The 21,438-nt window shown below is 63.6% G+C and carries 18 protein-coding genes and 1 pseudogene; 10 read left to right on the top strand and 9 right to left on the bottom strand.

Features of this window, described 5'->3' with window-relative positions:
- Positions 1–5 precede the first annotated feature (5 nt).
- Both EYW45_RS15920 and EYW45_RS15915 read right to left on the bottom strand, forming a co-directional pair.
- Positions 6–2,138 carry a hybrid sensor histidine kinase/response regulator gene (locus EYW45_RS15920; RefSeq protein WP_161136421.1) on the bottom strand — a complete coding sequence of 711 codons (2,133 nt, stop codon included), beginning with the start codon at positions 2,136–2,138 and terminating at the stop codon, positions 6–8.
- A 6-nt stretch (positions 2,139–2,144) separates the two neighbouring features.
- A complete protein-coding gene (locus EYW45_RS15915) occupies positions 2,145–2,873 on the bottom strand; it encodes a pseudouridine synthase (RefSeq protein ID WP_161136420.1) in 729 nt (242 codons plus the stop codon).
- A gap of 135 nt (positions 2,874–3,008) precedes the next feature.
- Here EYW45_RS15915 and EYW45_RS15910 point away from each other — a divergent pair, with 135 nt between their 5' ends.
- Together EYW45_RS15910 and EYW45_RS15905 are read left to right on the top strand one after the other, a co-directional pair.
- Positions 3,009–3,584, top strand: coding sequence for a chorismate--pyruvate lyase family protein (locus EYW45_RS15910; protein ID WP_161137059.1), 576 nt, complete (start codon positions 3,009–3,011; stop codon positions 3,582–3,584).
- Between the two features lie 3 nt (positions 3,585–3,587).
- Positions 3,588–4,952 (top strand): DUF2254 domain-containing protein, encoded by a 1,365-nt coding sequence (locus EYW45_RS15905; protein WP_161136419.1) that lies wholly within the window; start codon positions 3,588–3,590, stop codon positions 4,950–4,952.
- Here the strand turns inward: EYW45_RS15905 and EYW45_RS15900 are convergent.
- Together EYW45_RS15900 and ggt are read right to left on the bottom strand one after the other, a co-directional pair.
- Positions 4,949–5,485, bottom strand: coding sequence for a YaeQ family protein (locus EYW45_RS15900; RefSeq protein WP_161136418.1), 537 nt, complete (start codon positions 5,483–5,485; stop codon positions 4,949–4,951). The genes EYW45_RS15905 and EYW45_RS15900 overlap by 4 nt on opposite strands.
- A gap of 151 nt (positions 5,486–5,636) precedes the next feature.
- Positions 5,637–7,265: a gamma-glutamyltransferase gene (gene ggt, locus EYW45_RS15895; RefSeq protein ID WP_161136417.1), complete on the bottom strand. Its 1,629-nt coding sequence runs from the start codon at positions 7,263–7,265 to the stop codon at positions 5,637–5,639.
- A gap of 94 nt (positions 7,266–7,359) precedes the next feature.
- Here ggt and EYW45_RS15890 point away from each other — a divergent pair, with 94 nt between their 5' ends.
- Positions 7,360–8,247: a LysR substrate-binding domain-containing protein gene (locus EYW45_RS15890; protein WP_161136416.1), complete on the top strand. Its 888-nt coding sequence runs from the start codon at positions 7,360–7,362 to the stop codon at positions 8,245–8,247.
- An 83-nt stretch (positions 8,248–8,330) separates the two neighbouring features.
- Here the strand turns inward: EYW45_RS15890 and EYW45_RS15885 are convergent, their stop codons facing one another.
- From EYW45_RS15885 to EYW45_RS15875, 3 genes are all read right to left on the bottom strand, one after another.
- The gene (locus tag EYW45_RS15885) at positions 8,331–8,669 is read right to left on the bottom strand and encodes a P-II family nitrogen regulator (RefSeq protein WP_161136415.1); all 339 of its coding nucleotides are present in this window, start codon (positions 8,667–8,669) and stop codon (positions 8,331–8,333) included.
- Positions 8,670–8,735: 66 nt separating this feature from the next.
- Complete coding sequence (locus tag EYW45_RS15880) at positions 8,736–10,802, bottom strand: NAD(+) synthase (protein ID WP_161136414.1); 2,067 nt, start codon at positions 10,800–10,802, stop codon at positions 8,736–8,738.
- A gap of 48 nt (positions 10,803–10,850) precedes the next feature.
- Positions 10,851–12,080, bottom strand: a complete 1,230-nt coding sequence (locus EYW45_RS15875) for a mechanosensitive ion channel family protein (RefSeq protein WP_161137058.1) — start codon at positions 12,078–12,080, stop codon at positions 10,851–10,853.
- Between the two features lie 122 nt (positions 12,081–12,202).
- Between EYW45_RS15875 and argH the strand changes: the two genes are divergently transcribed.
- Both argH and EYW45_RS15865 read left to right on the top strand, forming a co-directional pair.
- Complete coding sequence (argH, locus tag EYW45_RS15870) at positions 12,203–13,621, top strand: argininosuccinate lyase (RefSeq protein ID WP_161136413.1); 1,419 nt, start codon at positions 12,203–12,205, stop codon at positions 13,619–13,621.
- Positions 13,622–13,639: 18 nt separating this feature from the next.
- Positions 13,640–14,377, top strand: a complete 738-nt coding sequence (locus tag EYW45_RS15865; RefSeq protein ID WP_161136412.1) for an IclR family transcriptional regulator — start codon at positions 13,640–13,642, stop codon at positions 14,375–14,377.
- Between the two features lie 204 nt (positions 14,378–14,581).
- Here the strand turns inward: EYW45_RS15865 and EYW45_RS15860 are convergent.
- Positions 14,582–14,977, bottom strand: a pseudogene (locus tag EYW45_RS15860) (hypothetical protein); the annotation flags it as partial.
- Between the two features lie 343 nt (positions 14,978–15,320).
- Between EYW45_RS15860 and EYW45_RS15855 the strand changes: the two are divergent.
- The 4 genes from EYW45_RS15855 to EYW45_RS15840 all read left to right on the top strand — a co-directional run bounded on the left by EYW45_RS15855 (position 15,321) and on the right by EYW45_RS15840 (position 19,258).
- Positions 15,321–15,710 carry a cupin domain-containing protein gene (locus EYW45_RS15855; RefSeq protein ID WP_161136411.1) on the top strand — a complete coding sequence of 130 codons (390 nt, stop codon included), beginning with the start codon at positions 15,321–15,323 and terminating at the stop codon, positions 15,708–15,710.
- Between the two features lie 30 nt (positions 15,711–15,740).
- A complete protein-coding gene (locus EYW45_RS15850; protein WP_161136410.1) occupies positions 15,741–16,718 on the top strand; it encodes a Bug family tripartite tricarboxylate transporter substrate binding protein in 978 nt (325 codons plus the stop codon).
- Positions 16,715–17,956 (top strand): CaiB/BaiF CoA transferase family protein, encoded by a 1,242-nt coding sequence (locus tag EYW45_RS15845; protein WP_161136409.1) that lies wholly within the window; start codon positions 16,715–16,717, stop codon positions 17,954–17,956. The genes EYW45_RS15850 and EYW45_RS15845 overlap by 4 nt, the downstream gene beginning before the upstream one ends.
- Before the next feature lie 135 nt (positions 17,957–18,091).
- Positions 18,092–19,258 (top strand): acyl-CoA dehydrogenase family protein, encoded by a 1,167-nt coding sequence (locus EYW45_RS15840; RefSeq protein WP_161136408.1) that lies wholly within the window; start codon positions 18,092–18,094, stop codon positions 19,256–19,258.
- A 5-nt stretch (positions 19,259–19,263) separates the two neighbouring features.
- Here EYW45_RS15840 and EYW45_RS15835 read toward each other — a convergent pair whose 3' ends face one another.
- Positions 19,264–20,190, bottom strand: coding sequence for a LysR family transcriptional regulator (locus tag EYW45_RS15835; RefSeq protein ID WP_161136407.1), 927 nt, complete (start codon positions 20,188–20,190; stop codon positions 19,264–19,266).
- Between the two features lie 113 nt (positions 20,191–20,303).
- Here EYW45_RS15835 and EYW45_RS15830 point away from each other — a divergent pair, with 113 nt between their 5' ends.
- Positions 20,304–21,392, top strand: a complete 1,089-nt coding sequence (locus EYW45_RS15830) for a 4-oxalomesaconate tautomerase (protein ID WP_161136406.1) — start codon at positions 20,304–20,306, stop codon at positions 21,390–21,392.
- Positions 21,393–21,438 lie beyond the last annotated feature (46 nt).

Below are 21,438 nucleotides of genomic sequence, written 5' to 3'. Positions count from 1 at the left end.
ACCATTCAGGCGGCAGGCGTCCCGCCGCTTACCGAGAGCATGCTTTTGATACGCTGAACCAGCGGCTCCAGGCCAAAAGGTTTGGTCAGTACCTGCATGCTGGCGTCGAATGCGGTGTTATTCATCACCACGCTTTCCGCGTAACCGGTAATGAAGAGCACTTTCAGCCCCGGGCGCACGACGCGGGCGGCGTCGGCAACCTGTCGGCCGTTCATGCCGCCGGGCAAGCCGACATCGGTGATCAGCAGATCGATCGGCGCGCTGGATTGCAGGATCCGCATGCCCGTGGGCCCATCGGCGGCTTCGAGCGTGCGGTATCCAAGACTTTCGAGCACTTCAAGCACCAGCAGACGCACCGTGGGCTCGTCGTCGATGACCAGCACCGTTTCACGCGCCGGCCCGTCGGGCAAGGCAACGGGGCAATCGAGCGTTTGCGCCGTCAATTCGGCCGCTTGCGCATGCCGGGGCAAATACACCCACAGGGTTGTGCCGACATTGGGCGTGGACTCGATCCGCACCGTGCCATTGGACTGGCGCGCAAACCCGTAGGTCATGCTCAATCCCAGGCCCGTACCGGAGCCCAGGGGTTTCGTGGTGTAGAACGGATCGAAAGCGCGTGCGACGACCGCCGGCGGCATGCCACAGCCCGTATCGTTGACGGTCAGCACCACGTAGTCGCCCGGCGTCAGATCGAGGGCATGCGCCTCGGCCGTCGCCAGCACGACGTTCTGGGTCTCGATGGCCAGCCGACCGCCATCGGGCATGGCGTCGCGCGCGTTGATGCATAGATTGAGGAGCGCATTTTCGAGTTGGCTGGCGTCGACCAGGATGGGCCAAAGTCCCGGCGCAGCGGTCACCGTCAACGCAACGGCAGGCCCTACCGTGCGATCGATCAGATCCCGCAAGCCCGTCACCAGCTGCGCGGCATCGATCGCGGTGGGGTCCAACGTCTGGCGGCGCGAAAACGCCAGCAAACGGTGGGTGAGCGACGCCGCGCGCGACGCGGCATCCTGTGCCACCCGGATATACCGTTCCAGCGAGACCGGATCCAGCGTATCGGCGGCCAACCGGCGCCGCATCAATTCGAGGCTTCCCGTGACGCCGGTCAGCAGGTTGTTGAAATCGTGCGCCAGCCCGCCGGTGAGTTGGCCCACGGCTTCCATCTTCTGCGCCTGACGCAGTTGCGCTTCCGTCATTGCCAGGGCGCTCTCCTGGGCTTTCTCGTGCGTGATGTCGCGGCCGAACGAGTACACGCGGTCGCGGCCGACGCGCGTGTGCCACGATATCCAGCGATAACTCCCGTCGGCATGCTGCAGGCGGTTTTCGAAGCTGGTGAGGTCGACCTGATCGGCCGACGCGGCCAATGCACCCAGCGTAAGCGGCACGTCGTCGGGATGCACCAGGTCGACCGAATTGCGGCCGATCATTTCAGCGGGGCGACGGCCGAGAATGGTGTCGCACGAGGGGCTGACGTCGCGCCAGACGCCGTCGAATGACGACACCACCAGCAGATCGCGCGAGTGAGCCCACACCCGATCGCGCTCTTCGCTGCTCTGCAGCGCGCGTTGCTCCAGCATGTCATTGGTTTGCCGCAGCGTCGCCTCGAACGCTTCGCGCTCAATCAGCTCGGTGACTTGCAGCGTCGTTTCATTGACGACCAGAAAGATCCCCACCACCTCGCCCCGCTCATCCCAGATCGGACTGTGGCAGTGCGTGAAATAGGCATCGCGCCGCGCGCCATCGCGCATGGGTGCGTAGCGCTTGTTCTCGGCGTAGTACGTTTCGCCGGCCAGCACGCGATCGAACATCGGGCCCAACTCGTCCCAGAGTTCGCTCCACCAGGCGCGCGCCGGCGAACCCAGCGCGCCCGGATGCTTGTCGCGCAGGCTGGGCGCATACGCATCGTTATAGAAGGTGATGAGGTCGCGCCCCCAATGAATCATCATCGGAAAGCGCGACGCCAGAACCACCCTCAGCGTGGTCTTGAGCGTGACCGGCCACTGCTCGGGCATGCCCAGCGCGGTGCCGGACCAATCGCGCTCGCGCAACAGGGCCGCGCAGGCGCTGCTGCCCCCCAGAAAATCCAGACCGTCCGCCGCCTGAGCAGCATGCGATGCGGCGTGCGGGTTCAATGCCATGACCGACTAGAACTGCTCATCGTCGCGTAGATAACGCCACTGCCCAACGGGAAGGTCGCCCAGGCCGACCCGTCCGATACGCACCCGTTTCAAGCCCACGACCTTCAACCCCACCAGTTCGCACATGCGGCGAATCTGCCGCTTGCGGCCTTCCTGCAGCACGAACTGCAGTTGGTCCGAATTCTGCCAACGTACCTTGGCGGGCTTGAGCGGCTTGTCGTCCAACGTCAGGCCGTGATTGAGCAGCGCCAGGCCTTCTGCCTTGAGCTGGCCCGAAACACGCACCAGATATTCCTTTTCGACTGGCGATGTTTCACCGATCAAATGCTTGGCGATACGCCCATCCTGCGTGAGCACCAGCAGCCCGGTCGAGTCGATATCCAGACGGCCCGCCACGGCCAATCCCTGACGGTGCGCCGGCTCGAAACGCATCTTCGCGCGATCGGTGGCCGAGCGGCTCTTGGCATCGATCAGCGCCACCGCGGGCGTATAGCCTTTTTCAGCCTGCCCCGACACAATGCCCATGGGCTTATGGATGAGAATGGTCACGCGTGCGGTCTGACGCGTCTGCGCCGCCCGCTCGAGGGTGATCTCCTGACTGGGAAACGCGCGCTCACCCAGCGCGGCGACCTCGCCGTCGACACGCACCCAGCCCCGCTCGATGTAGTCGTCCGCTTCGCGACGCGAACACAGCCCGCGCTCGGACATCAATTTGGATATTCGTACTTTTTCCATTGCCGCCACCAACATACAACCGCGATGTTAACGCCTTACCGCGTGGTTTATGCCCGGCAATCCCGGAATTCGGGATAATACGCAGCCATGACTTGGCTGAACCCTGCGCTTTCCGTGTCCCGTGCTGACGAAATCATGCAAACGCCCTCGCGCAACCCGTGGCGCCTGAAGGTTATCCCGCGCCGCACGCCCGCCGAGCGGGCATGGCTGACCCGCCCTGGCGCGTTGACCGTCGGGTTGCGCGGGCTCGGGCGGGTCGAACTTTCGGTGCTCAGTGAGCACGCTGCCGGTCTCACGCGCGACGAAGCGCCCGCGATCGGTCTACCGGTCGGCGCGCCGGTGTGGGTACGCGAAGTCATCATGCTGGTCGACGGCATTCCGGCCGTGGTCGCACGCAGCCTGACGCCCCTCGCGGCATCGCATGGCGCCTGGCAAGGCATGCGCCGCCTGCGCACGCGGCCCCTGGCCGACATGCTCTATCACGATGCCGGCGTCACGCGATCCGCATTCACGACCCGGGCACTCGATCGCTTCACGCCGCTTCACGGCACCGTTCACACGGCCCTCGCCGCGCTCGCGGCCCGGCACATCGCCACCCCCTGGGCGGCCCAACCCGCACCGTGGCTGGCGCGGCGGTCGGTATTCTGGCGCCTGGGCCAACCGCTGATGGTGGCCGAATGTTTTCTACCGCCCTTTTGGCATCGAGCGTAATTCATGACCCGCTGGCAATGGCTGTTGATCCAGATGACACGCAAGCTGTGGTTTCGCGCCACGGCATTTTCGATTCTCGCGGTCGTAACAGCGCTGGCGGCGCTCCTGGTCAAACCCTACATTCCTGAAGACATCCCGGCGCGCGTCGGTGCCGACGCGGTCGACAAGATTCTCACGATTCTCGCCTCCAGCATGCTGGCGGTGACCACGTTCTCGGTGAGCACGTTGGTATCGGCCTACGGCGGTGCGGCCAGCAACGTCACGCCCCGCGCGATCAAGCTGTTGATGGAGGACTCGTCCACCCAGAATATGCTGGCCACCTTCATCGGCTCGTTCCTCTTCAGCCTGGTCGGACTGATCGCATTGAGTTCCGGCGTGTACGGAAATGCGGGCCGGGTGGTGCTGTTTGTGGTGACGATCGGCGTGGTACTGCTGATCGTGGTCACGTTGCTGCGCTGGATCGATCATGTGTCGTCATTCGGGCGCCTGGGCGAGACGACCGAACGCATCGAGCAGGCGGCCAGCGAATCGGCGCAGGCCGAGCGCCAGGCGCCGTGCCTGGGCGCCATGCCGCTGACGGCCGGCGACGGGGTTGCCGCCGACGAAAGCAGCCGCCACGCGATCTTCGTGCATGAAGTGGGTTATGTGCAGCATATCGATGTGCGCGCGCTGCAGGAGGTTGCACAACGGCTGGGTACGCCGATCCGGGTGCAGGTACGTCCCGGCGCGTTCGTCGACCCCTTCCAACCGATCGCCACCTGCGTCGTGGCGTTGAACGACGACGATCGCAAGACCGTCGAGCACGCCTTTACGCTCGGTGCCGCCCGGTCGTTCGATCAGGATCCGCGTTTCGGGCTCTGCGTGCTGACCGAAGTGGCCTCGCGGGCCCTTTCACCCGCGACCAACGATCCTGGTACGGCGATCGATATCGTGGGCCGCCTGACGCGGTTGATGATGGTCTGGTCGAACCACGCCAATGCAGAGCGCGATGCGCAACCTTATCCGCGCGCGGCGCAGGTGCGCTATCCCGACGTCTACCTGCCGCCCATCGTCATCGACGATCTTTTCGACGATGCATTTACCCCGGTCGCCCATTACGGCGCCGGCAATCTCGAGGTCGGCATCAAGCTGCAGAAGGCGCTGGCCGTGCTTGCGCGGGCGCCCCATCCAGAATTCCGGCGCTGCGCACTGGCGCACAGCGCATTGGCGGTGGCGCGTGCAGAGCACGTGCTTACGATGGCGGTCGATCTGGCCCGGCTGCGTGACGTTGCGGCGCATGTCGGTGGACAAGCCGGGGGCCACAGTGTCGCGAACGCAGGCGACCCCCCTACCACGCAAAACGGCCAACGCGACGTGCCCGCGGCCTAACGCCAGACTTCCGGCTCGATGGTGACCGATCCCTGGTCGTTCGATACGAATGCCGACCGATCGGAAATATTCACATCCAGCGACATCGTTCGCGCCGCCAGACCGGCGAGCGTATTGACGGCGTGTTGCGGCAGGCCATACACCTTGAGATTGCGCAGGCGCTCGAGCTTGCCCCGCACGCCAGCCCACCAGATTTCACTGGCGTGGCCGCCATAGCAATAGATCACGACCTGCTCGGCACGACCGCAGGCCTTGAGAATGCGGCGCTCTTCGGGTTGGCCAACCTCGATCCACAAGTCGATGGCGCCGGTGAGATCCTTTTTCCAGATATCGGGCTCGTCGACATCGCTCAACCCTTTGGTGAAGGCCAGCGACTCATCGGCGTGCAAGGCGAACGCCAGCAACCGAACCATCATGCGCAGATCGGTTTCCGACGGATGGCGCGCGATCGTCAACGCATGACTCGCGTAGTAATGCCTGTCGGTATCGGCGACGTTGAGTTCGGTTTTGTAGATGGTTGCGCGCAGGGCCATGAGCTGAATCGTTAGGGTCGCAAAGGCCGCCATCATACCGAAGGCGGCTGCGCAACGAAGAAACGCGCCCTTCGGCGCGCTTCTTCAGTGGTGGTGCCGCGGTCCGATGCATGCGGAAATGCGCGTCAGAGCGCGGGCGGCATGGCCGGCTTCAGAAGCCGACGGCCTGGCCGTCGCGGCGGCTGTCGCTGGCGGCCACATAACCGCGATCGGCGTCGTCGGGCGACATGCGCCAGATGAACTGACCGGCGCCGAAGTCCATGTAGGGATCGGCCACCGACTTCAGTTGATGACCCATGGCTTTCAGACCCGCAACGGTTTCCGGCGACATCGCGGCTTCCACATCGAGGGTGTAATCGCGGTTGACCTTCCAGCGCGGCGCGCAGCATGCGGCCTGCGGTTGCTGGTGGTAGTCGAGCATGCGCACCACCGTTTGCAGATGGCCTTGCGGCTGCATATCGCCGCCCATCACGCCAAAGCTCATCACCGGCTTGCCGTCGCGCGTCAGGAAGCCCGGGATGATGGTGTGGAACGGCCGCTTGCCGCCTTCCACCACGTTGGCCGACTTGGGATCCATCGAGAAGCCCACCCCACGGTTTTGCAGGCTGATGCCGGTGCCCGGCACGACCACGCCCGACCCGAAGCCCATGTAATTGGACTGGATGAAGGAAATCATCATGCCGCTTTCGTCCGCTGCAGTCAGATAGATCGTGCCGCCGGCATCCGGACGACCGGCCTTGACCTGGCTGGCGCGCGACAGATCGATCAACTTGGCGCGGCTGTCGAGATAGGCGTCGCTCAACATCTGCGCCGGGGTGACGGTCATGCTGCGCGGATCGGCCACATAGGCGTACAAGTCGGCAAACGCCAGCTTCATGGCCTCGATTTGCACATGCTGCGACTGTGCCGAATCAAGCGGCATCGACGCCAGATCGAAGCGTTCCAGAATACCCAGGGCGATCAGCGCCGCGATCCCCTGCCCGTTCGGCGGAATTTCATGCAGGGCATAACCGCGGTAGTCACGCTTAATGGGTTCAACCCACTCCGGCTGATAGTTGCGCAAATCGTCCAGCGTCATGGCGCCGCCATGCTGCTTGGAAAACGCCGCAATCTTCTCGGCCAGTTCGCCTTCGTAAAAATCGCGGCCCTTGGATTCAGCAATGCGACGTAAGGAATAAGCGGCAGCCGGCAGACGGAAATGCTCGCCCACGGCCGGGGCGCGGCCGTCCGGCATGAAAGCTTCGGCGTAACCGGGCTGGTCTTTCAGCTCGGCGGCAGCCGCTTCCCACTTGTGCGCCACCACGGGCGGCACGGCATAACCGCGCTCGGCGATCTCGATGGCGGGTTCGAACAGCTCGGCAAACGGCAGCTTGCCCAACTTCTCATGCAGCGCAGCCCAGCCAGCAACCGCACCCGGTACGGTGACGCTGTCCCAGCCGCGCTTGGGCTGATTGGCCAGGCCCTGGTCATTCACGCCATACTTGCGCTTGAAGTACTCGACGTTCCATGCCGCCGGCGCCACGCCCGACGAATTCAAACCGTGCAGTTTCTTGCCGTCCCAGACGATGGCGAAGCAATCGCTACCCAAACCATTGGAAACGGGCTCAACCAGCGTCATCGTTGCCGCAGTGGCGATCGCCGCATCGACGGCATTGCCGCCTTTGAGCAGGATGCGCAATCCCGCCTGCGCCGCCAGCGGATGCGACGTTGAAACGACGTTGCGGGCGAAGGTCGGAATCCGAACCGACGGATAAGGATTGTTCCAATCGAAGGCTTTCATGGCGTTCACGCAGTCAGTTGAGCAAGGCGACACGGTAAGCCGCGATCGTGATTAAATCAATTTGGCTTATTTATCCGACTTACAAAATAAATTTATGAGCACCATTCGCTTCATGCGCACGTTCCTGGCGATCGCGCGTCACGGGTCCTTTTCCGAGGCGGCCGAACACGTGGCGCTGACGCAAGCGGCCGTGAGCTTTCAGATGCGCGCGTTCGAAAAAGAGATGGGCCGCGAGCTCTTCGACCGCAGTGGCCGATTGGCATTGCTGAACCGCGCGGGTCAGGCGCTGGTGCCCGAGGTGCGCGCCCTCCTCGACCAGTACGATGCCTTGCGCCTGCCCAAGGGCGCGCCAGGCGAGCTTGGCGGTTCGGTGGCCATCGGCGCGATTGTGTCGTGCATGGGCGGGCTCTCGAGGGTGGTGTCGCAGTTGAAGGCTGACCACCCGCGCCTGGACGTGCGGCTGCTGTCGGGCAAATCGCACGAACTGGCCCATCAGATCGAAGGCGGCGAACTCGACGCCGCCATTGTCGTGCAGTCGGGACGGTTGCGCGCCAGCATCCGCATGACGCAGCTTTACGAAGAGCCGATCGTGGTGGTGGTGCATGCGCACGCCGCGGGTAAATCCGTGGTCGAGGTGCTGAGCCAGAATCCGTTTCTACGTTTTGACCGCAGCCAGCGCACCGGGATGCGCATCGAGCAGGCGCTCAAGCGGTTGGGAGTGAGCCCGCCCGACTTCCTCGAACTCAACGCGATCGAGACATTGGTGTCGTTGGTGCGTCAGGAAGTGGGCGTGAGCATGTTGCCGCTATTGCACGGCAATCGCTGGAAAGAGGATCCGGGCCTGCGCATCATGCCGCTGCCCAAGGTGGCCGGTGTCGGCCCCCGTCAGATTGCGATGATCGAACGGCGGGATCATGCGCGTCAGGAAATCACCGCGGCCATTCGCGAAGGCTGCGGGCGGGTGTTCGAGCGGCGCGAGTGAGCGCTTGAGCCACGTGGGAACGCACACCGGCAACAGGCACAGCCGAATGCAGCAACCACACCACGCGGCCCCCGGCCCAGTATTTACAGGGCGTCGTCATCGATTTCGCCGGTACGAATGCGCAAGGCACGTTCGACCGGGGTGACGAAAATCTTGCCATCGCCGATCTTGCCGGTACGGGCGGCGGCGATCAAGGCATCGATGGCGGCATCCACCCGATCGTCGGGCAACACGACTTCGACGCGAATCTTGGGGAGAAAGTCGACCACGTACTCGGCGCCGCGATAGAGTTCGGTGTGGCCCTTCTGGCGCCCGAATCCTTTGACTTCCGTTACGGTGAGGCCGCTGACGCCCACCTCGGCCAGCGCTTCGCGCACCTCGTCGAGCTTGAACGGTTTGATGATTGCGGTCACTTGTTTCACGTTGTCGTCCTGATGTTATTGATGGGCACAGCGACCCGAATGAATAGGGGTAAAGGATAGCGCCAATCAGGCCGGGGGGCCTTCAGGCACGGTTTTGAGTTCGTCGAGCCACACGACCGACTCGGAATCGCTGGGCGCGCGCCAGTCGCCGCGTGGCGACAGCGAGCCGCCCGTGCCCACCTTGGGCGCGTTGGGCATACACGACCGCTTGAACTGGCTCGTACGGAAGAAACGGTCCAGAAAAATCGCCAGATTGCGTTTGATCGCAGGCAGATCGTACTGGTTGCGCGTCACATGCTCGCCTTCGGGCCATTCGCCGGCCGTGCGGTCGCGCCAGGCGGAAAACGCCAGAAACGCAACCTTCGAGGGCACGAAGCCATAGCGCAGCGTGTAGTAAAGATGGAAATCCTGGAGTTCGTAGGGACCGATCGTGTGTTCGCTTTTTTGCTCAGGCCGATCGGTGCCGTCGCCAGGCACCAATTCCGGACTGATATCGGTATCCAGCACGGCCAGCAGCACTTCGGAACCGGCGCTGCCGATTTCGTCCGTCTCGGCAATCCAGCGCACCAGGTGGGTGATCAACGTTTTGGGCACGCTGGCGTTGACGCTGTAGTGCGACATATGGTCGCCTACCCCATACGTACACCAGCCCAACGCCAGTTCGCTCAGGTCGCCGGTACCGATCACGATGGCGCGATTGAAGTTGGCGATGCGAAACAAATGGCTGGTGCGTTCGCCGGCCTGAACGTTCTCAAACGTGATGTCGTACTGCTTCGCGCCCTCGCCTGCCGGATGACCGATATCCTTGAGCATCTGCAGGCAACTGGGCCGAATATCGATTTCGCTGGCGTCGCAGCCCACGACGTCCATCAACGTACGCGCCTGCTGCAACGTGCGTGAACTGGTGGCGAAGCCCGGCATGGTGATGCCGATGATGTTCGACCGGGGCAAACCCAGCACGTCCATGGCCTTGGCGCACACCAGCAAGGCATGCGTGGAATCCAGGCCACCCGATACGCCGATCACGACTTTCGACATGCCGCTGGACGATAGCCGTTTGACCAACGCCTGCACCTGGATGTTGTAGACCTCGCGGCAGCGTGCATCGCGCTGGCGGGTATCGGCCGGTACGTAAGGAAAGCGCGCCAGACGCCGGTTCAGCGGCAGCGACGGCTGTGTCATCGCCTGGGCGGCCAGCGGGACGTTGATCGTGAGAAAGCGGTCGAGCTCGTCGGCGTGGCGGCGCACCGACTGCCCGAAGGTGGTCTGGCGCATGCGTTCGTGCGACAACCGCTCGAGGTCGACATCGGCGAAGAGCAGATGCGAATCATTGGAAAAGCGCTCCGACTCGCCCAGCATTTCGCCGTTTTCGTACACCAGCGACTGGCCGTCCCACGCCATGTCGGTCGACGATTCGCCCTGGCCGGCCGACGTATACAGGTAGGCAGCCAGGCAGCGCGCCGATTGCTGCGCCACCAATTGATGCCGGTAACCGGCCTTGCCAACCACAATATTGGAGGCCGACAGATTGACCAGCACGGTGGCACCTGCCAAGGCAGCGAACGACGAGGGGGGAATGGGTACCCATACATCTTCGCAAATCTCGACGTGAAACTTGAAGCGCGGAATGCCCGGCACATCGAACAGCAGATCGGCGCCGAACGGCGCGGTGTGCCCGGCCACAACGATTTCACGCGCGCGAGCGCACTCTGCGGCGCTGAACTGCCGGGCCTCATAGAACTCGCCGTAATTGGGCAGATAGCTCTTGGGCACCACACCGCGCACCTGCCCCTGCGAAATCACGACCGCGCAGTTGAAAAGCAAATGATCGACGCAGAGGGGCATGCCCACCACCATCACGATATCGAGCTCACGCGACGCCGCGAGAATCTCGGCCAACGCCCGCTCGCAGCCTGCGAGCAACGCGCGCTGGTGGAACAGGTCATCGCAGGAGTAGGCCGACAATCCCAACTCGGGAAACGCGACGAAAACAGCGCCGCCCGCCTGGGCCTGACGCGCCAGGGCGATCGTTTCAGCCGCGTTGAAATCCGGATCGGCGACCCGGCACTGCGGAACGCCTACTGCCACCCGCGCAAACCCGTGGGCATACAGATTGAAAAATTGCTTGGCCATCATTCGCCTTTCGCTCGACATGCCCGCAATTTTGGCACAGGGCTGCGCTCACGGGTGGTCGGGGGGGCCGTCCGCACGCAGCCGGCCGACCACATTGCCGAAGTCGGCACCTGACGGCGCCTGATAGAGCTGCAGCCCGAGCTCAGGCAGGATCGCCAGCAGATGGTCGAAGATGTCGCCCTGAATGCGCTCATACTCGGCCCAGGCGGTGATGGCGGTGAAACAGTACACCTCGATGGGAATGCCATCGGATTGCGGCTCCATCATGCGCACCATCATGGCCATATCCTGGCGCAGCTCGCCGTGCTGCTTCAAATACGCCAAGGCGTAGGCGCGAAACGTGCCGATGTTGGTCAGGCGCCGTTGATTGACTGGAATATTGAAGTCGCCCAGCGTTTGATTGGCCGCATCCAGATCGGTGTGCTTGGCTTCGAGATAATCGTGCAGCAGGCGAAACCGCATCAGGCGCTTGCGCTCGTCCTCGGCCAGAAACCGCACCTGCGTGGCGTCCACCCGCAGCGTGCGCTTGATGCGCCGTCCACCAGATTCGAACATCTGCCGGAAATTGCGATAGCTCTCGGAAAAGAGCTTGTACGTGGGCACCGTGGTAACGGTGTTGTCCCAGTTCTGCACCTTGACGGTGTGCAGGGCGATATCCTTCACGAAGCCGTCGGCACCGGCCTGCGGCATCTCGATCCAGTCGCCGATGCGCAGCATATCGTTCGAGGTGAGCTGGGTGCTGGCCACCAAAGAAAGCAACGTGTCCTTGAATACCAGCAGCAATACCGCCGAGAGCGCGCCCAGGCCGGAAATCATCCAGAGCGGCGAGCGGTCGATCACAATGGAAATCACGAGCACCGTGCAGATCACGACCAAAATGATCTTGCCGATCTGGATGTAGCCCTTGATGGACCGCGTTTGCGCGCGCGTGGTGGCGGCGTAGGTATCCTGCCAGGCGCTCAGCACAGCGTTGCCCGCGGCAAAGAGGCAAATCCAGGCGCCCGCCTGCGACCATCGGCTCACGACCTCCGCCAGCCCATCCAGATGGGGCACGTATTCCACGCAGCGCGACACCACCGCAAACGGCACGGCATACCAGACGTTGTGGTACGCCCGGCGTCGGGCCAGCGCGCGATCCCAGTCGCCCCGATGGGCCAACACCAGCAGCCGGTGCGCCATGTACAGAACGATCCGCGCGACCACCCACTGCGCGACCAGCGCGGTCAACGTCAGCAGCAGGATGCCCACCACCACTTGCAGCCAGGGCTGCGTGGGCATATAGGTGTGCGCCTGAGCGGCTAATTGTTCGAGGTCCAGCGTGTCCACAACATTCCTTGCCCGACTGTCGGTTCGAGAGCATCTATAATTTCGGTCTGCCTGTCAAAACTTATACGAGCCAGATGTCCAACGACGCCACCCCCAATCAAAATCAATTCGCCAACAAAGCCCAAGCCTGGTCGGCCCGCTTTTCCGAGCCCGTGTCCGATCTCGTCAAACGCTACACGGCCTCGGTCGATTTCGATAAGCGGCTGGCCCATGTCGACATCCAGGGCTCGCTGGCGCACGCCGCCATGCTCGCCACCCAAGGCATTATCACGGAAGACGACCATGCCGCCATCCAGCGCGGCATGACGCAGATCGTGGGCGAGATCGATAGCGGCGCGTTCACGTGGCTGCTCGATCTCGAAGACGTGCACCTGAACATCGAAAAACGCCTGGTGGAGCTCGTGGGCGATGCCGGCAAACGCCTGCACACCGGCCGCTCGCGCAACGATCAGGTCGCCACCGATATCCGGCTATGGCTGCGCGCCGAGATCGACGTCATCACCGAATTGCTGCACGGCCTGCGCGGGGCGCTGGCCACCGTGGCGCATGCCAATGCCGATACGATCATGCCCGGCTTTACCCATTTGCAGGTGGCCCAGCCGGTCACGTTCGGCCACCATCTGCTGGCGTACGCCGAAATGTTCGGCCGCGACGCCGAGCGTATGGTCGACGTGCGCCGCCGCGTCAACCGCCTGCCGCTGGGCGCTGCCGCCCTGGCCGGCACCAGCTTCCCGATCGACCGCGAGCACGTGGCACACCTCCTGGGCTTTGACGAAGTCTGCCGCAATTCGCTCGACGCCGTGTCGGACCGCGATTTCGCCATCGAGTTCTGCGCCGCCGCCGCCCTCATCATGACGCATATCTCGCGTCTGTCTGAAGAATTGGTGCTGTGGATGAGCCCGCGCGTGGGTTTCATCGATCTGGCCGACCGCTTCTGCACCGGCAGCTCTATCATGCCGCAAAAGAAGAACCCCGACGTGCCGGAACTTGCCCGCGGCAAGACCGGCCGCGTCAATGGCCACCTGGTGGCCCTGTTGACCCTGATGAAAGGTCAACCCCTGGCTTACAACAAGGACAACCAGGAAGACAAGGAAGGCCTCTTCGACACGGTCGACACGGTGCGCGACACCCTCACGATCTTCGTGGACATGGCCGCCGGCATCAAGGTCAAGCCCGAGGCCATGCGCGCGGCTGCCCTGCAAGGGTTCGCCACGGCCACCGATCTGGCCGATTACCTCGTCAAGCGCGGCCTGCCGTTTCGCGATGCGCACGAAATCGTGGCGCATGCCGTGCGCGATTGCGAAGCCCGCAACTGCGATCTGGCCGATCTGTCGCTTGACGACCTGAAGGCTTATCACCCCAGCATCGAAGCCGACATTCATCAGGTGCTCACGCTTGAAGGATCGGTTGCCGCGCGTTCGCACATCGGCGGTACGGCACCCGATCGCGTGCGCGTCGAAGCCGAGCGCGTGCTTGCCGCCGTGCGTCGTTAACGCGCCCCGGGCCACGCGATGAGCGTCAAGACGGCCCTGCGCGTGATCGAGATCATCGAGCTCTTCGCGCGCGAGAAACGACCCCTGCCCCTATCGGAACTCGCCCGGCTGCTCGATGCGCCGGTGTCGAGTTGCCTGGCGCTCATCCGCACGTTGAGCGAATTGGGCTATCTGTACGAAACCAGCCGGCGCACGGGGTACTACCCCACCAGCCGGTTGCTGGCGATGGCGCAACGCATTGCGCATAACGATCCGGTACGCGAGCGGGTCTACCCCAGCCTCGTCGCGCTGCGCGATGCCACGCAGGAAACCGTGGTGTTCGCCAAACTCACCGCCGACCGCCGTGTCGTCTACCTGGATGTGCTCGATTCGCCACACTCGATCCGCTATGTGGCGGTGGGCGGCGAATTCAAACCGGTGCATGCCAATTCCCTGGGCAAAGCGTTGATCGCCGTCCTGGACCCGGCAGATCGGCAAGCGGTATTGGCGCGCGCGCCGCTCGTGCGCTACACCGATAAGACGCTGACCGATATCGTGGCACTCGAAGCCGACCTGACGCTGTCGCGCGAGCGCGGCTGGTACCTGAACGCCGGCGAATCGATCAACGATGTGGGTGCCATCGCGTGGCCCGTCAAGCTCAACGGCGAGTACTACGCGATCTCGGTAGGCGCGCCCATCTACCGCATCGCGCCCAACCAGCACACCTACGCCGGCATCCTCCGCGCAGCCTGCACTGCATTGGAACAGGCCGGATAACGCGGCTGGGCCCACCCACGGGCCGGGATCGGCGCGTCGCCGCCATCCGGTTGTTCGATCGGCACGTTCAATCGGCACCGTCGATCGCAGCGACATCGTTGCCCTCGTTGCCTAATTGCTCTCGTCGCCCTAGTTGCCCTGATTGCCGTAGTTGCCCGAGTCGCCGTCGTCGCCCTCATCACCGAACAGGCTGCCCTGCACGTCCCCGCCGTACAACCCGCCTTCGTCAAGCACTGCAAAGGCAATGTCGGGATTGTTCTCCAGGCAGCGCCTGATGGCGGCTGGAATGGTCTGGCGCGTCTTCTTGCACAGGCCCGGTTGTGCTTCAAGACGAATCGCAATGCCGCGCACCGTACGCACCTCACGCGCGCGGGCGCCCATCTGCAAAGTGATGCCGAGATTGGCCTGAAGCCGCCGTTCCATGGCCTTCAGATCCGCATAGCTGCTCACGCTCTCCAGACGCGCGATCAGGCGTTTCTCTTCTTCCTTGGTGAGCTGCAGGATCCGCATGTCGGCCGCGGGATCGTCAAACAGGCGTTCCCGCTCGCACACACAGGCGCCGGGCGGGCATTCTTTGCGAAGCGGCGGTGAGGCGGTCATAGGCAGAGGTTAGGGGCGAGCGGTCGAGGCAATGCAGCCCGGCGCGCGCAATCGAAGCCGGAAACGAAGACGAAGACGAAGACGAAAGTCGAATTATGCGCCAGACCCGATTCACGCTTCAATTTCTGTCGGCCGCCGCGGTGCGACGCATTCGCATACGGCGCCCAGCGGTTCCTTTCAGCCCGGCGCTCGTCTTGCTTTTCAGCCCCGGCGCTCGCCTCAACGCCACGAAACTCAGCCGCCGTCAATGGGCGCGACAGCGCACGTTCGCCCGATGTGAGTTGACGCCCGGTTTTCACGGATGTAAAAACCAATTCACAGATAAGAAAACTCAGGAGACCTTGTGAGCACTTCGCAGCACCCCCGTTGGCTCGTCCGCGAAGCGGATATCGCCGGATATCACCCGGCAAATCATGTAGGCACCGTCAATCGGCGGTTGATCGGTCCGGAAAACGTCGGCGCCAAGCACGTGGAAGTCGTGCTCGGCGTGATTGAAAAGGGCAAGGGTGCCCTGCCCCATGCCCATCCGGGCATCGAACAAGTCTGTTATCTGCTGGAGGGCACGGCCCGCGCAGAAGTGGATGGCGAAGCGGCCGATATGGTCGCCGGCGACTGCGTGTATTTCCCGCCCGACATCCCCCACGTCTTTACCGTCACCAGCGATACGCCGGTGCGACTGCTCGTGATCTATACCCCGCCGTACGAAGAATCGCCGGACCGCGTGATCCGCTGATCGCCCCATAAAAAAATACTGGAGACAACCATGACCTCATTCATTCGCCGCTTGCGGCATGGCGGCGCTTTGTCTGCGCTTGCCCTGGCGTTCGCCGCCCCGCTCGCGCATGCCGCTTATCCTGAACGACCCATCAGCCTGGTCGTACCCTTCCCTGCAGGCTCAGGCACCGATGCCGTCGGCCGCATCTTCGCCGCCGAATTGGGCAACATCCTGGGCCAACAGGTGGTGGTGGAAAACAAACCCGGCGCCAATGCCACGATCGCGGCAAGTTATGTGGCTCGCGCCAAGCCCGACGGCTACACGCTCTTCGTGACCACCAATACCTCTCACTCGGCCGCGCCGTTTCTGATGAAGAACGTGCCTTACGATCCGGTCAAGGATTTCACGCCGATCGCGCGCGGCGGCAATCTGCCTTTCGTGCTGGTGGTCAACCCCAAGTTGCCATTCAAAAGCGTTCAGGAGCTCGTGGCTTACGCCAAGAAGAACCCCGGCAAACTCACCTACGGCAGTGGCAACAGCACGGGCATCGTGGCCGGCGCCACGCTCGCGGATCGTGCCGGTATCGACATCCTGCATGTGCCCTACAAAGGCACACCGCAAGCGGTGACCGACGTGATCGGCGGCCAGGTCGACCTGATGTTTACCGACGTGGCCTCCGGCAGTGCGTTCGTGAATTCCGGCCAATTGCGCGCCCTTGCGGTTTCCACCCAGGCACGCAGCAAGGTGGTGCCCGACATCCCGTCGATGCAGGAAGCCGGCGTGACCAACTTCGACATCAATTCCTGGAACGGCTTCTTTGGCCCGGCCGGCTTGCCGCCCGAGGTGGTGCAGAAGCTCAATGCGGCGATCAACAAGATTGTGAGCGATCCGGTGCTGAAAGAGAAACTCGCCGCCTTGGGCTTCGACGCGTTCAGCGGCACGCCTGAAGATTTCGCCAAGTTCGTCTCCGAGCAACGCACGCTGTGGGGCGAGTTGATCAAGAACGCCGGGATCGAACCCTCATGAGCGGTGCGGCAGCAGAAGTACCGGCACATGGCTCGGGTGATGTGTCCGTTGGCCCGCTTACCGGCGTACGCATTCTCGATCTGACGGCCGTCGTGATGGGCCCGTACGCCACGCAGGTGCTGGCGGATCTTGGCGCCGACGTGATCAAGGTGGAAGCCAGAAGCGGCGACAACATGCGCGCCGTCGGTCCCATGCGCAATCCCGGCATGGGCCACCTTTTCCTTCACCTGAACCGCAACAAGCGTTCGATCGTGCTGGATTTGAAGCAACCCGCCGGCCGCGACGCCTGCCTGGCATTGGCGCGCGATTGCGACGCGGTGCTCTACAACATCCGCCCGCAAGCCATGGCCCGCCTGGGCCTGGACTATGCGGCGTTTGCAGCTGTCAATCCGCGCATCGTCTACGCCGGCGCTTACGGCTTCGGTGAAGCCGGCCCTTACGCCGGGCGGCCGGCCTACGATGATCTGATCCAGGGGCAAACCGGCATTGCCGATCTGTCGCGCCGGCAAAGCGGCGACGTGCCCCGGTATGCCCCGCTCACGTTGGCCGATCGCACGGTGGGCCTGCATATGGCCGTGGCGCTGGTCGCAAGCGTGTTCAACGCACGGGCGACGGGCCAGGGCCAGCGCATCGAGATCCCGATGTTCGAAGGGATGGCGCATCTGGTGCTGGGCGACCATCTGGCCGGGGCCACGTTCGACCCGCCATTGGGCGACACCGGCTATGCCCGAGTGCTCGCACCGCATCGAAAGCCGTATGCCACACAAGACGGCCATATCTGCCTGCTGATCTACAACGACAAGCATTGGCGCAATTTTTTCGCCGCGATCGGCCAGCCGGAGAAGGCGGACGAACTGCCGTTTTCATCGCATACCGCGCGCGCGGCCGACATCGCGGCGGTGTACAGCTACGTGGCAGACGTGGTCGCCACCCGAACCACCGAGGCGTGGCTGGCGCTATTCGAAGCCGCGGATATTCCCGCGTCGCGCCTGTATAGCGTGGAGGATCTGATCGCCGATCCCCACATCGAGGCCACGCAGTTCGTGCGCACCGTGGAGCATCCCAGCGAAGGCCGCCTGCGCACCCCGGCGCCGCTGGGCACCTTCGATCGCACGCCCACCAGCCTGCGCCGCCCGGCGCCGCGATTGGGTGAGCACAGCGCCGAGGTGCTGCGCGAGGCCGGCTACGACGAGGCGGCGATTGCTGCCATGCGGGCGTCTGGTGCCACGGCCGACTGATCGTTGGACCAACGCGCCAGTGCGATGGCGCGTCTGCCGGTCGCAATAGCGTGGGCGCGCAGTGCTGGCTGGCGCGACCGCCCGCGGCATCGGCCGGCTGCCGGCTCCTCACCCTTAATTTGAGGCAAGTTATCGATGGACTTTCAATTTTCGACCGATCAAATCGCGTTGCGCGACGCCGTGCAGCAACTCTGCGCCCGCTACCCGGACGAATACTGGCTGGCGCGCGATCGCGACGGCGCCTTCCCGCACGATCTGCACCGCGACCTGGCGCGCGATGGCTGGTTGGGCATCGCCATGCCCGAGGCATACGGCGGTTCGGGCCTGGGCATGACCGAAGCTGCGCTGATGATGCAAACCATCTCGGCAAGCGGCGCCGGCATGTCGGGCGCGTCGGCCGTTCACATGAACATCTTCGGGCTGAATCCCGTGGTGGTGTTCGGCGACGATGCGCAACGTGCCCGCTGGCTACCGGCCCTGATCTCCGGCAAGCATAAAGCTTGTTTTGCGGTGACCGAACCCGACGCCGGTCTGGACACCACCCGGCTATCGACCCGGGCGGTACGCGACGGCGACCACTATGTGGTGCATGGCCGCAAGATCTGGATTTCGACCGCCCAGGTGGCCGACAAGATGCTCCTGCTTGCGCGCACCACGCCGTTGGCGGACGTGAGCAAGCCCACGCAGGGGCTGTCGTTGTTCTACACCGATCTGGATCGCGCACGCGTGGAAGTGCGTGAGATCGAGAAGATGGGGCGCAAGTGCGTCGACTCGAACATGCTGTTCATCGACGGCTTGCGCATCCCCGTGGCCGACCGCATCGGCGAAGAAGGACGCGGCTTCGAGTACATCCTGCACGGCTTGAATCCCGAGCGCATCCTGATCGCAGCCGAAGCCGTAGGCCTGGGGCGCGCTGCACTGGATCACGCGGTGCGCTATGCGGGCGAGCGTCAGGTATTCGGCCGACCCATCGGGCAGAATCAAGGCGTGCAACACCCCTTGGCGCAGGCCTGGATGCAGCTCGAAGCGGCCGACCTGATGGTGTTCAAGGCTTCGAGTTTGTACGACGCCGGCGAGCCGTGCGGCCCCTTCGCAAACACAGCCAAATATCTCGCCGCCGAAGCCGGCCACAACGCCTGCCAGACGGCGATCATGACGCTCGGCGGCATGGGGTATGCCAAGGAATATCACGTCGAACGGCTGCTGCGCGAAAGCTATATCCCGCGCATCGCACCGGTCAGCCCGCAGCTCATCATGTGTTTCATTGCGGAAAAAGTATTGGGTCTGCCCCGATCGTATTGAGGCGACTACTTTGCGGCGGCCGCCTTCCTGCGCGGCCTGACCGCCCGCATCTGCGCCAGCAGATCGTAGAGCTGCTGCGCCGCAGGCGATAGCGATCGCCCGCGCCGCTTGATCAACCCCATCTGACGGGTAATCACGGGATCCGCCAACGGCACGCTTGCCAACGTGGCATGTTCGTGCGTCGGCATCGCCAGACGCGGCACGGCAGCGATACCCAGGCCGGCTTCCACCATCCCCAGCAATGTGGTGACGTGATTGGCTTCGAACGAGCATTGCGGCCGATTGGGCGCGTTCGCCAGCGCCAGATCCATCAGCATACGATTGCCTGACGTTTTGCCTACCGACACGAAGTCGTAGCGGCTGAGGTCGGCCCAGGTCACTTTGCGTTTGCGCGCCAACGGATGATCGCGTCGGCAGGCAACCACGAAACGTTCGGTCAGCACCGTCTTGAATTCGATATCGGCTTCCTGGCTCCCCAGGAAATTCAGCCCGAAATCGGCGTCCCCTTGCGCCACGGCCACCAGCACTTCATTGGCGCTCGCATCGTGCACCTTGACGCGGATGCGTGGAAACTGCTCGTGATACTGCTTCATTACCTGCGGTAGAAAGTAGTACACCGCGGAGGGCACGCAGGCGATCGTCACCTCGCCCATGCGCGATGCCGCCACGTCGCCCAGGCCCAGCAGCATGCCGTCGAGATCGTCGAGCCACTGCCGCGTCTTGCGGGCAAAATCGCGGCCCACTGCGGTAAGCGTCACGCGCCGCGTGGTGCGATCGAGCAGGCGCACCCCCAACGCTTCTTCCAGCTTATCGATGCGCCGGCTGAACGCCGGTTGTGAAAGATGAATGGCTTCTGCGGCCGCACGAAAGCTCTGCAACTCGGCCACCGCCGCAAAGGCCTGCATATCGGCCAGATCGAATTTCTGAGTCATGGGTCGCACTCCGTGCCGGTTGCTTCGGGAACATTCTATTCTTTTGTGACGCGCATCAATACATCCGAAACATGCAATTCACAGAATTATGGATCGCGCCGATCATGTGTTCCATGACGACCTCCATCCCCTGTGTGCTTATGCGCGGCGGCACTTCCCGCGGCCCCTTCTTCCTCAGCGACTGGCTGCCGGCCGACCTCGCGCTGCGCGATCGCACGTTGCTCGCTGCCCTCGGATCTCCCAACGAACTCCAAGTGGACGGCTTGGGCGGCGGCAATTCGCTCACCAGCAAAGTCGCCATCGTCTCGCGTTCGACGCGTCCAGAATGCGATGTCGACTATTTGTTTGCCCAGGTCAGCGTGGACGAAGCCCGCGTGGATACGCGTCCCAACTGCGGCAATATGCTGGCCGGTGTGGGGCCGTTCGCCATCGAACAAGGTTTGGTGGCCGTGGCCGGCCAGAACACGACCCGGGTACGCGTCTTCAACGTCAATACGCAAGCACGCATCGACGTGAAAGTGAGTACCGCAGGCGATCATGTGCAGTACGAAGGTGATGTGCACATCGACGGCGTTCCCGGCACCGCGGCGCCCGTGCTGCTGGATTTTCTGGATGCCTGGGGTGGCGTGACCGGGCATCTCTTTCCCACCGGCAATCGCATCGACACCATCGACGGGATCAATGTCACCTGTATCGATGCGGCACAGGTCATGGTGATCGTCCACGCGCACCAACTGGGCTTGCGGGGTGATGAGCCCCCCGCCGAGCTCGATGCCGATACCAAGCTCACGGCGCGGCTCGAAACGATCCGCCTGGAAGCGGGCCGCCGCATGGGACTAGGCGATGTCACCGACAGCGTGTTGCCCAAGCCGGTGATCGTGGCACCCGGCCCTACCGCAGGCACGGTGTACTCGCGTTACTTCACACCCAAGCGTTGCCACCGCTCGCATGCGGTCACCGGCGCCATCGGTGTGGCCGCCGCCCTGCTGCTTCCACACACCGTCGCCACCGACGCCCGCATTGAGGCCGCGGCGGGCACGCGCAGGGTGACGGTACTGCATCCTGCGGGCAGCATTCATGTCGATGTCGAACTCGCTTCGAAAGGCGGCGAGATCGCCCTGGTGCAAGCCAGCCTGGTGCGCACCGCCCGAAAAATCTTCGAAGGCAAGCTCTTCGTACCGGATCACGTTTTTCACCCGTAGTACCGGCTGCGGCGCACAGCACGCCCCGGCCCAAAAAACATCACAA

Source organism: Schauerella aestuarii (assembly GCF_009866805.1).
GTDB classification, from domain to species: Bacteria; Pseudomonadota; Gammaproteobacteria; order Burkholderiales; family Burkholderiaceae_B; genus Schauerella; species Schauerella aestuarii.
Note: the sequence above shows the minus strand (reverse complement) of the source record. Positions and strands in the feature narration are given on the sequence as shown.